General features: G+C 68.9%; 10 protein-coding genes and 1 pseudogene. 9 read left to right on the plus strand and 2 right to left on the minus strand.

Annotation, left to right across the window (positions count from 1 at the left end):
* From ACWEWT_RS37980 to ACWEWT_RS38010, 7 genes and pseudogenes are all read left to right on the plus strand, one after another.
* A pseudogene (locus ACWEWT_RS37980) lies at window positions 1-148 on the plus strand (polyketide cyclase / dehydrase and lipid transport); the annotation flags it as partial.
* A 42-nt stretch (window positions 149-190) separates the two neighbouring features.
* Window positions 191-628: an SRPBCC family protein gene (locus ACWEWT_RS37985; RefSeq protein ID WP_452565753.1), complete on the plus strand. Its 438-nt coding sequence runs from the start codon at window positions 191-193 to the stop codon at window positions 626-628.
* 77 nt (window positions 629-705) lie between these two features.
* Complete coding sequence (locus ACWEWT_RS37990) at window positions 706-2,004, plus strand: ArsA family ATPase (protein ID WP_452565754.1); 1,299 nt, start codon at window positions 706-708, stop codon at window positions 2,002-2,004.
* Window positions 2,001-2,510 (plus strand): hypothetical protein, encoded by a 510-nt coding sequence (locus ACWEWT_RS37995; protein WP_452565756.1) that lies wholly within the window; start codon window positions 2,001-2,003, stop codon window positions 2,508-2,510. The genes ACWEWT_RS37990 and ACWEWT_RS37995 overlap by 4 nt, the downstream gene beginning before the upstream one ends.
* Window positions 2,507-3,481 (plus strand): ROK family protein, encoded by a 975-nt coding sequence (locus tag ACWEWT_RS38000; protein WP_452565757.1) that lies wholly within the window; start codon window positions 2,507-2,509, stop codon window positions 3,479-3,481. Before ACWEWT_RS37995 ends, ACWEWT_RS38000 begins: the two co-directional genes overlap by 4 nt.
* Window positions 3,482-3,677: 196 nt before the next feature.
* Complete coding sequence (locus ACWEWT_RS38005; protein WP_452565758.1) at window positions 3,678-4,403, plus strand: lysophospholipid acyltransferase family protein; 726 nt, start codon at window positions 3,678-3,680, stop codon at window positions 4,401-4,403.
* Window positions 4,404-4,427: 24 nt separating this feature from the next.
* Entirely contained in the window at window positions 4,428-5,153 is a 726-nt protein-coding gene (locus ACWEWT_RS38010; RefSeq protein ID WP_452565759.1) for a phosphoribosylanthranilate isomerase, read from the plus strand.
* Here ACWEWT_RS38010 and ACWEWT_RS38015 read toward each other — a convergent pair.
* Entirely contained in the window at window positions 5,062-5,946 is an 885-nt protein-coding gene (locus ACWEWT_RS38015) for a hypothetical protein (protein ID WP_452565760.1), read from the minus strand. The two genes, ACWEWT_RS38010 and ACWEWT_RS38015, sit on opposite strands and share 92 nt — an antisense overlap.
* Window positions 5,943-7,256: a hypothetical protein gene (locus ACWEWT_RS38020; protein WP_452565762.1), complete on the minus strand. Its 1,314-nt coding sequence runs from the start codon at window positions 7,254-7,256 to the stop codon at window positions 5,943-5,945. The genes ACWEWT_RS38015 and ACWEWT_RS38020 overlap by 4 nt, the downstream gene beginning before the upstream one ends.
* Window positions 7,257-7,424: 168 nt before the next feature.
* Here ACWEWT_RS38020 and ACWEWT_RS38025 point away from each other — a divergent pair, with 168 nt between their 5' ends.
* Both ACWEWT_RS38025 and ACWEWT_RS38030 read left to right on the plus strand, forming a co-directional pair.
* Window positions 7,425-8,186, plus strand: coding sequence for a sporulation protein (locus ACWEWT_RS38025; RefSeq protein ID WP_452565764.1), 762 nt, complete (start codon window positions 7,425-7,427; stop codon window positions 8,184-8,186).
* Window positions 8,187-8,429: 243 nt separating this feature from the next.
* The gene (locus ACWEWT_RS38030) at window positions 8,430-9,707 is read left to right on the plus strand and encodes an FAD-binding oxidoreductase (RefSeq protein ID WP_452565765.1); all 1,278 of its coding nucleotides are present in this window, start codon (window positions 8,430-8,432) and stop codon (window positions 9,705-9,707) included.
* Window positions 9,708-9,842: the final 135 nt, after the last annotated feature.

Consider the following 9,842-nt stretch of genomic DNA (forward strand, 5'->3'; position numbering starts at 1 on the left):
GCACGCCGAACCGCCGCAGCCGTTGCCGCCGCGCAAGCTGGCCGCCGCGAACCGGGCCCGCCGGGTGGCGGGCAAGGTGATGAGTTTCGAGATCAAGGACCGGCTGGAGGACGACCGCCCGGCCGGAGTCGCTCCGCACGACAACTGACGGATTTCGTACCGCACTGCCGAAAGGAACCACTGAGAACCTATGGCCGACCGGACCCAGAGATCGATCGTCATCGCGGCACCCGCGCGACAGGTGATGTCCGTTATCGCCGATCTGGCGTCCTACCCGGAATGGGTATCGGCGGCCAAATCGGTGGAGGTGCTCGAGACCGGCCCCGACGGCCGGGCCCGTACCGCGCGTTTCGTACTGGACGCGGGCGTCGTCAAGGACACCTACGTGCTGTCCTACACATGGCAGCCCGACGATATGGCCGTGAGCTGGACCCTGGTGAGCGGCGAGCTGCAGAAGACCCAGGAGGGTCGTTACGAGCTCGTCGCACAGTCCGGCGGCGGCACCGAGGTGCGGTACGAATTGACCGTGGACCTGACGATTCCGATGATCGGGATGTTCAAGCGCAAGGCGGAGAAGGTGATCACCGATACCGCGCTGAAAGAACTGAAGAAACGGGTCGAAGGCTGACCGGGCCGCAGCACTACGGCGAAGGTGTCCGCGGCGGCAGGCCCGCCCGCGGTGCCCGGTCACGTACGCGGGTCGAATTGTTCGTCGGCAAGGGCGGTGTCGGGAAGACGACGCTGGCGTGCGCGCGGGCTATGACCTGTGCCCGCGAAGGCCAGCGGATTCTGGTGGCATCGCTGGATCAGGCGCATTCGCTGGGTGACGCGCTGGGGTTCCGGTTCGCCCATGACGCGGGTGCCGTACCCGGTATCACGCAGGTCGTCCCGGGCCTGGAAGTGATCGAACTCGATTCGCTGGCGCTGCTCGAGGACCGTTTCGGCACGCTCACCGAACTGTTGCGCACCGATCCGGGCCATGAGCACGGTATCGATCTGGGCGCTCTCGATCCGGCCGAACTCACCGGTGTGCCGGGAGTTCAGGAGCTGCTGATGCTGGTCGAGATCGCCCAGTACGCGGCCGACGACGAATGGGACGCGATCGTCCTGGACTGTCCACCGACCGCGGATATGCTGCGCATCGTCACCATGCCCGAGACGGTGCTCGGTTATCTGGACCGGGTCTGGCCGCCGCATCAACGGATGATGAGTTCGATCGGCACCGATATCCGCCGGGCGGTCCTGGCGGCGACCGTGCAGCGGATCGTCGCGGCGGTGACCGAAGTACGGGATCTGCTCGCCGATCGGGACCGCACCGGTGCCCGGCTCATCACCCTGGCCGAACGGGTCGCGGTGGCCGAATCGGCGCGGGTGCGGTCGGCGACGGCTCTGCTCGGATTGCGGCTGGACGCGGTGGTGGTCAACAAGGTGCTGGCGCCGGTGCCGCCGCCGGGTCCGGAACCGCAGCATCCGGCGGTGCGCTGGTATCTGAACCGCTGCGCCGAACAGTGGGACGTGATCGCCGGGCTGCAGCGCTCCATGCCGGAGATCCCGGTACTCGTCGCGGGGCATACCGGTGCCGAACCGGTGGGTATCGGCCCGCTGGCCGCCCTGTCGTGTGTCGTGGCGGAGCACAGCGCGGAACCCGGACGCGGATACGATGCCGTCCGGCTCGACAGTGGCGGCGGTGTACGCGACGATCCGGGTCCGGCGCCGATATCGGGAGCGGGCACCGATACCGCGACCGTCGCACCGGCGGTGCGGCTGGAATCGGGCGCGGGGTTGCAGTCGGTGTACGCGATGCGTATCCATCTGCCGGTCGCCGATCCGGCGACGCTGCGGCTGGGACGAGTGGAGGACGATTTGATCGTGGGAGCGGACGGTATCCGCCGCCGGCTACGTCTGGCGCCCGTCCTACGCCGCTGCACCGTGAGCACCGCCGAGCTGGACAACGGGTATCTCGTGATCCGTTTCCGCCCCGACCCACAGGAGTGGCCGAAGTGACCGGAACCCGTTACCGCCAGCCCGAGGGCGTCGCCGAATTCGCCGACGAACTGCGGTTGCTCGCCGAGGCCGTACTCGAACGTGTCGAACCGGTCCTGCGCGATGCCGCGGCCGAAGGTCAGCCGGAGTGGAACAACTGCACGTGGTGTCCGCTGTGCGCGGCGGCCGCACTGGTCCGCGGTGAGCACCACGAAGTGCTGGCGACCGTGGCGGCGCACGGGACCGCGATCGTCACCGTGTTGCGTGAGGCATTGGCCGGTGTCCCGGTGGATCCGGTCGTCGCGCACCGGCACGGCCCGGAAACCGGTGCGGCGTCCGGACATCCCCGACCGGATACCGCCGGTGCCGACGCGGCCCCGGACGACTCGGCGCCCTCCGGAGACTTCCCCGGCGACTTCCCCGGCGAGGCAACGGAGACCGACGCCGGCGAAGACACCCCCGGCGGCCGGACGGCACCGGCCGGAAGGTCCCGCTATGTCGGCATACCCGTGAACATCAAACAATGACCGCCTCCGGCACCGGAGCCCCGCTGACTGTCGGTATCGATATCGGGGGCACCAATATCCGCGCGTCGGTGGTCGACGGCACCGGCGAAGTCCTCGATACGGTCCAGTACCCGACACCGCATTCGGCGGCGGCGCTGGAGTCCGCGCTCGACCGCGCGGTCCGGGAACTCGCCGACCGGCATACGCTCGACGCCGTCGGGCTGGCCGTCGCCGGTTTCCTCTCCCGGGACCGCACCACGGTGCGGTTCGCCCCGCATCTACCGTGGCGGGACGCGCCCGTCGCGAAACGGCTCACCGAACGCCTCGGGCTACCGGTTCTCCTCGAACACGACGCCAATGCCGCGATGTGGGCGGAGTACCGGTTCGGTGCCGCCGCGGGTGGTCACAATGTGGTGTTGATCGCGATCGGTACCGGTATCGGTGCCGCCCTGCTGCTCGACGGCGAACTGTACCGGGGCACCTACGGTGTCGCACCCGAACTCGGGCATCTGCAGGTGGTCCCGCGGGGGCGCGACTGCGGCTGCGGGAAACAGGGCTGCTGGGAGCGGTACTGCAGCGGGACGGCCCTCGCCGAGACCGCGATCGAACTGCTGGCCACCGAATCCGCGACGTCGCCGCTGGCCCGCGAGATCGTCGCCGACCCGGGCGCGCTCACCGGCCGCCGCGTCGCCGACGCCGCCCACGACGCCGACCCGCTCGCCGTCCGTGTGATGGCCGATTTCGCCCGCTGGCTCGGTCTGGGACTGGCCTTCGTCGGCGATATCTTCGACCCCGATCTGGTGGTCGTCGCCGGCGGTGTGAGCAGCTCGGCGCCGCTGTTCCTGGACGAAGCCCGCGAGGAGTACGCGGCCGCGGTGACGGGGCACGGGCACCGGCCGCTGGCCCGTATCCGGACCACCCAGCTCGGTGAGGCGGCGGGCATGATCGGCGCCGCCGAACTCGCCCGCTCCGCGCTGATAGCCGGCCGTTGATACCGGTGCGGGTCATCCGAATTGCCCGGAAAACCGTCGCGTCACGTTCATGTCACCGAAACGCACTGGTGAAGTGCCGGGCCGATGGTGTGAGTGAGATTGTTCGCGGGGCTTGGATGTGATCTGTGACCGGCGGTAGAGTCGGCGAGCAGAGGCATTCCCCGAATTCCATCCCGGTTCCCGGAGTAAGGACGTCATGTTCTACTGGCTGCTTAAGTTTGTGCTGCTGGGTCCGTTCATCCACCTGTACAACCGGCCCGAGGTGGAGGGCGTGGAAAACATTCCGGCCGACGGGCCGGCCATCATGGCGGGGAACCACCTCTCGTTCGCGGACTGGCTTTTCGCCCCGCTGTCGAGTCCGCGCCGGATCAACTATCTGGCGAAGGCGGAGTACTTCAACACCCCGGGCCTCAAGGGGCGGTTCCAGAAGTTCTTCTTCAGCGCCTCGGGTCAGTATCCGATCGATCGCAGTGGTGCCGACGCGGCCGAGGACGCGCTCATCGCGGCGAGCAAACTGCTGGACGAGGGTCGGCTGGTGGGCCTCTACCCCGAGGGCACCCGCTCCCCCGACGGCCGCCTGTACAAGGGCAAGACAGGGATGGCCCGGCTGGCGCTGGAAACGTGTGTGCCGGTGATCCCGGTCGCGGTGATCGGCACCGACGAGGTGAGCCCGCCCGGACCGTTCCGGTGGCGCCGGCGCAAGGTCACGGTGAAGTTCGGGAAGCCGATCGACTTCTCCCGCTACGAGGGAATGGGCGGTAACCGCTTCGTCGAGCGCGCGGTCACCGACGAGGTCATGTACGAGCTGATGCGGATGTCGGGGCAGGAATACGTCGACGTCTACGCCGCCAGCCTCAAGAAGGACGTGCCCTCGGGCCCCTCCTCCCATCTGCCGCGCATTCCGGAGTCCGCCGCGAGCTGAGCTCGGACGCGTACCATGGACAGAATGACAGTTCGCGCCAAGATCTGCGGTATCCGGTCCCGGTCGGACCTGGAGACGGTGGTGACCGCCGGTGCGGATGCCGTCGGATTCATCTGCGGGACAACCCATTACAGCGAAGACGCATTGACACCCGAGTCGGCCGCGGAATTGTCCGCAGCCACTCCGTCGTTCGTGAACAGGGTGCTGGTGACCCATCTCGAGGAGGCAGGCGCCATCCTCGACCTGGCCGACCGGGTCGGGGTGGACACCATCCAGGTCCACGGCCTGGTCGATCGTGCGACGCTACGAGCGGTACACGCCGCGGCCCACGGGCGCACGATCGTTCGCGCGGTCCATGTGACCGGAGCCGACGCGGTGTCCCGCGCCCGGGAGGTCGCGGCCGATTGTGACGCGGTACTGCTGGATTCCCGTACTTCCGACCGGCTGGGCGGTACCGGCCGTACCCACGACTGGTCGGTCAGCGCCCGTATCGTGGCAGAGCTGGCCCGGATCGGGCGGCCGGTCATCCTGGCCGGCGGGTTGACCGCCGACAATGTGGAGCACGCGATCGGTGCCGTCCATCCGTTCGGGGTGGATGTGAACAGCGGGGTCGAGACCGATACCGGCGACAAGGATTTCACGGCGTGCCAGGGGTTCGTCAAGACGGCGCACGAAAGCGATCGGGGCCGCCCAGTTCCAGTCCCACCGCGCCGAGTACCAGAGCTCCAGCGAGCAGGGTCGCAGCACTGATATCGGAGCCGACGACCACCGCCCCCGTTACCGTCGCCACCACCGCCTCGTTGAGGCCCACCAGCCCCGCCAGCACCTCGTCGAGGTCCCGGAGCGCCAGCCAGTAGCAGGCGAATCCCGGACCGAGCAGCAGCGCCCCGATCGCGGCGAGGGCGGCCGTCTGCCCGGTACTCGGCCCGTCTCCGGTGAGCAGCGCGAATCCGAGCAGCGGGGCGCCCAGCACCGATGCCGTGAGCAACTGCAGTCCGGCCGCGGACCCGCTGGGCCGGCCCGCCGATTCACGCACCACCAGGGTGATCAGCCCGGCCACGCAGGCGGCGCTGGCGACCGCGAGCGCACAGCCGGCCAGCGCGGGCCCGAGCGCGGTATCGGCGGACTGATGCGAGGCCACCAGCCAGATCGCCACCCCGACCGCCACCAGTTCCGCGGTAACGGCGACAGTGACCGCGCGCCGGCCCCGGACGATCTGGGTGATGATCATCAGCACCGGTGCGGTGAGATGCAGGGCCACCACCACCGGTAACGGGCCGATGTGGAGCGCGGCGACGTAGCAGACCAGATTCAGTACCTCGAGGACCCCGAGCCGCAGGAACAGCCCCGGTGAGCGCCGGAAGTCCCGCCACGGGTCCGTCCCGCGCGCCACCGCGAACGCCAGCAGCGCTACCGCGCCCCCGGCGGCAACCGGTGCGGCGGCGAAGCCCCGGGCCCCGACTCCGGCGATACCCGCGCTGGAAGCACCCCACAGGCTGGTCGCCAGGACCAGCAGCGCCAGACCGCGGCCGCTGCTCTTCACGACAGCAGGAAGGTCACGACGGGCAGGATGACAGCGGTGAACGCCGCGAACACGGCCGCCGCGGTCCGCGCCTTGGGCACCGACGGCAATCGCGTCGCGATCCCGGTGTAGGTGCCCAAAGCCACGAAGAACGTGCCCCATACGACCAGTGACCGGCTGACCACGACGCCGAGGTCGTCGGCGAACAGTATCGCCAGCAGGGCGATGGTCAGCCCGGCGGGTAGCGCGGCGGCCAGGGTCATCGCGCCGGCGTAGCTGTTCATCAGCACGACGCTCCCTCGATAGCCCACCACTTCCTGCGCGTCCCGCGGGTGGACGCCCTGTTCCCGGCAGATCATGTCGAAAACGGTGGCGGGGTTGACCCGTTCGTTCACCATGCGACGCACCGCGGTCATGGCCTCCAGGCCCTGCACGGTCGCGTAGGAGGTCACAAAACCCTCTGTGGAGGTGCGGAAACCACCACGTGATGCCGACAGCTCCTGGGTCTCCTGCAGTTCCAGCAGTTCCACCAGGCCGCGCCGCACGCCGGGATCGAATACCGCGCGCTCGTCGGCGGTGACCACCGCGCACACCGCCAGGTGCAGGCTCAGATGCCGCCACGTATCGGCCGTATCGCCACGCCGGAAGGGCTCCTCCTCCACCCGCGCCTCGCCCCGCCGCAGGCCGTCCAGCATCCGTGCCACGGTCGTGGCACGGACCCGCTCGACCCGTTTACCACCCACGGCGGCGACTTCCGGCCGGGACAGCAGCAGTGCGGCGTGCGCGCAGGCATACATCGGCTGGGTCCGCGGATCGTCGTCCAGTAGCAGCGAAACCACGAGCGATGTGCCCTGTACCAGTGCCCGGGCGGCTGCGTCGTCGGCTACGGCCAGGTCCGCCAATGCGTGCAGCGCGGCCGTCGTGGCCGTGAGCGATACCGGGCCGACCGGACCCGAGAGTCGCCAGCCCCGGGTCTCCGGATCCCGTTTGGCGTGCAGTTCACGCAGGCATCCCACCACCGCGGGGTCGGTGGGCCCGACACCCAGACAGCTCAGCGCCCGCAACCGCCAGGACAGGTCGATCGGTGACCGGAACTCCCATGCCCCGCTCTCGGTGTCCACGACATCGCGGCGGACCAGCGTCCGTACCTCGTCGGCCCGGGGCACCGGGCGGCCGGCCGCGGTGAGCGCGACCACCGCCTCGGCGGTGTTCTGCGGATTCGGCGGAACATCGGAGACCCAGCCCCAGCCGGCTCCGCCGTGGCGATCACCGAGTTGGCTGCGATGCAGCCAGTCCACGGCCCATCCGATCCGCTGATCGATATTGGACACGCCGACCTCCCTCCCATCCTCGGCGGCCGTATTCCACAGGCGTTCAAGGACTTCGACCACCCTACCGGGCGGACAGAGCACGGGCGGACGTTTACGTCTACGCTGTTGATCCGATGAACCCCAGGGGCGGCGGGAGAACACGCGGGCGGGGTCGGAGGGAGATATCGGATGTTCAAGACATTGCTGGGTGCCCTGGGTGCGCATACGGCCGAGGTGGAGACGGAGTTGTTCACCCCCGGCGTCCAGCCCGGCCAACCGGTGCGCGGGGTCATCCGGATGCGCTGCCACGACCGCCCCGTCCGGGTGAAAGGCGTTGCGGCGGAGTTGATAACCCGGGCCGAACGCGAACACGACGAGGGCGAGAGCCTGGTGGATACGGCGTTCGCCCGCCGGCCGGTGTTCGGCCCGTTCGAACTACTGCCCGGGTATCCGCTGGAGGGGCAGTTCGAACTCACGACGCCCTGGGAGACACCGATAACCTTCTACAACGGTCGGCATCTGCACGGTACGGCTGTCGCCGTACGTACCCGGGTGGACGTGGACGGCGGATTCGACGCCACCGATACCGATCCCATCGGGGTCGGCGCCCTACCCGCGCAGCATATCGTGCTGGCGGCGGTGGAGGCATGGGGTTTCGGGTTGCGGCACGCCGATGTGGAGGTCGGCCGGGTGGACCGGATCCCGCATTCCCTGCCGTTCTTCCAGGAGATCGAATTCGGCCCGTCACCGCGTTTTCCCACCCTGAACCAGATCGAGGTGACCTTCCTGGCCGACCAGCACGGTATGCACGTCGTCATCGAAGCCGATAAGCGCGCCATGCTGTTCGCGCCCGGTCGCGATGTGCTGGATACGATCCGGGTCGATTTCGCCGCCTTCGAGCAGGTGGATTGGGTCGCGGAGATCGGCCGGCGGCTACAGCGGCTGAGCTGACGCCGCGTACCGCGCGTAGCGACGCGACCGCGGCCCGCGCTGTGCCTACCCCAGATCCGCGAGACGATCGCACGCTCCGCCGAACGCCGGTCCCGGGCACCGAAATCGTTCGACGCCCGATCGCCGAAAGCGCAGCTCCCGGCCTCTGACGGCCCGGCCTCCGGGGTCTCGGCCTCCGGTACACCAGCACACCTCTGATACTGGTATCGCCAGGGCCGCCGAGCTGTGGTTAGCTTTCGTGCCATGAGCACGCCGCACATTGTCTTCCCCGCCGAGTACCTGCCTCGCGACACCGCGGATGTCGTTCGCACCGTGCGGAATTCCCGGGACCGTTCCAGGCCGCTCACCGTCCACGGGGGCGATCCCGCCACCGACGGCCTCACCCTGCCGGACCAGCAGACCGTGGTCTCGCTGCGCCGGATGAACTCGATCGTCGATCTGAATCTGGGCCGCCGCACGGTCCGGGTACAGGCCGGAGCGCGTCTGTCCGATATCGATCGGCGACTGGCCGCACACGGCCTGGGCCTACCGGTGATCGGCGACCACCGAGATATCACCGCGGGCGGTTTCGCCTCCGTCGGTGGCGTGAGCACCGCCTCGCATCGACACGGGCTGTTCATCGATCAGATCGTGGATCTGGAGTACGTCGATCCCGACGGCCGGATCGGCACCTGCGGGCGCACCCACCACACCGAGCGCTTCCACCGCATCCTCGGCGCCGGCGGACGGGCCGGCATCATCACCGCGCTCACCCTCGACACCGTGCAGGTCGACAAGGACAACACCTGGCTGTCCGCCGATTCGCGCCGGTTCCTCGATTTCGACAGTTTCGTCGACTACGCCTACACCGAGGTCACCCGCCCCCGCGACGCGGTGCTGCAGGTGGGCCGCTGGGTGGATACCGCCCCGCTCAAAGTATCCCGGCCGGTCGGAACCGGACAGGTGCAGCTGGGCACCGTACGTTTCGGCCAGTGGTCCAGTCTCTACCCCACCGCGCCCACCCGGTCGCTCCGGGCCCGCCGCGAAGTCGGCAGCCGGGCGCGGAAATCGCTGGGCGTCATCGCTTCGGCAACCCCCGGAAAGGCCGGTATGCCGGTCCGTAACGCCGCCGCCGGCGCCGTGATGTTCACCCCCAAGATCCTGACCCTGCGAGACGCCGAATATCTCGCCGATACGGTGATCAGCTCCTCCGAGCGCGGCCCGGCCTACCGGGTGGGCGTATTCGCCCCGCTGTCGAACTACACATCGGTGTTCTACCGGTTGCACGACCTGTTCAACGGCCACCGCGAACGCACCGGCTGCTTCACCGTCATCTCCGCCATGACCTACGGGGTGCGCTCGGCCCACCTGCGGGCCGAATCGGCCGCCAACAACCTGCCCGCCACCGACCACGGCCTGATCACCTTCACCTGCCGGCTCCGCCCCCACGCCCTGCCCTCGGAACAACTGCGCGATATCGTCACCGGTATCGAGGAGATCTGCCGCTCGGAGAACAGCATGCGCTACGAATCCGTCGACTGAGCTGTGTTTATTTGCCCCGCCTTCGGCGGGGCGGGGTGGGGCCCTCTAATGCTGCGTCCTGCACAGCTTTCGCTTTCAGCGCTTCCAATTCCTCATGGGTGAGGGCTGCCGATGAGCCGTGCCTGCCAGGGCTGG

The sequence above is a fragment of the Nocardia sp. NPDC003963 genome, assembly GCF_053605105.1.

Coding starts and splice junctions, on each gene's coding strand:
- ACWEWT_RS37985 (WP_452565753.1), top strand. CDS start 191: ATGGCCGACCGGACCCAGAGATCGATCGTCATCGCGGCACCCGCGCGA.
- ACWEWT_RS38000 (WP_452565757.1), top strand. CDS start 2,507: ATGACCGCCTCCGGCACCGGAGCCCCGCTGACTGTCGGTATCGATATC.
- ACWEWT_RS38005 (WP_452565758.1), top strand. CDS start 3,678: ATGTTCTACTGGCTGCTTAAGTTTGTGCTGCTGGGTCCGTTCATCCAC.
- ACWEWT_RS38010 (WP_452565759.1), top strand. CDS start 4,428: ATGACAGTTCGCGCCAAGATCTGCGGTATCCGGTCCCGGTCGGACCTG.
- ACWEWT_RS38025 (WP_452565764.1), top strand. CDS start 7,425: ATGTTCAAGACATTGCTGGGTGCCCTGGGTGCGCATACGGCCGAGGTG.
- ACWEWT_RS38030 (WP_452565765.1), top strand. CDS start 8,430: ATGAGCACGCCGCACATTGTCTTCCCCGCCGAGTACCTGCCTCGCGAC.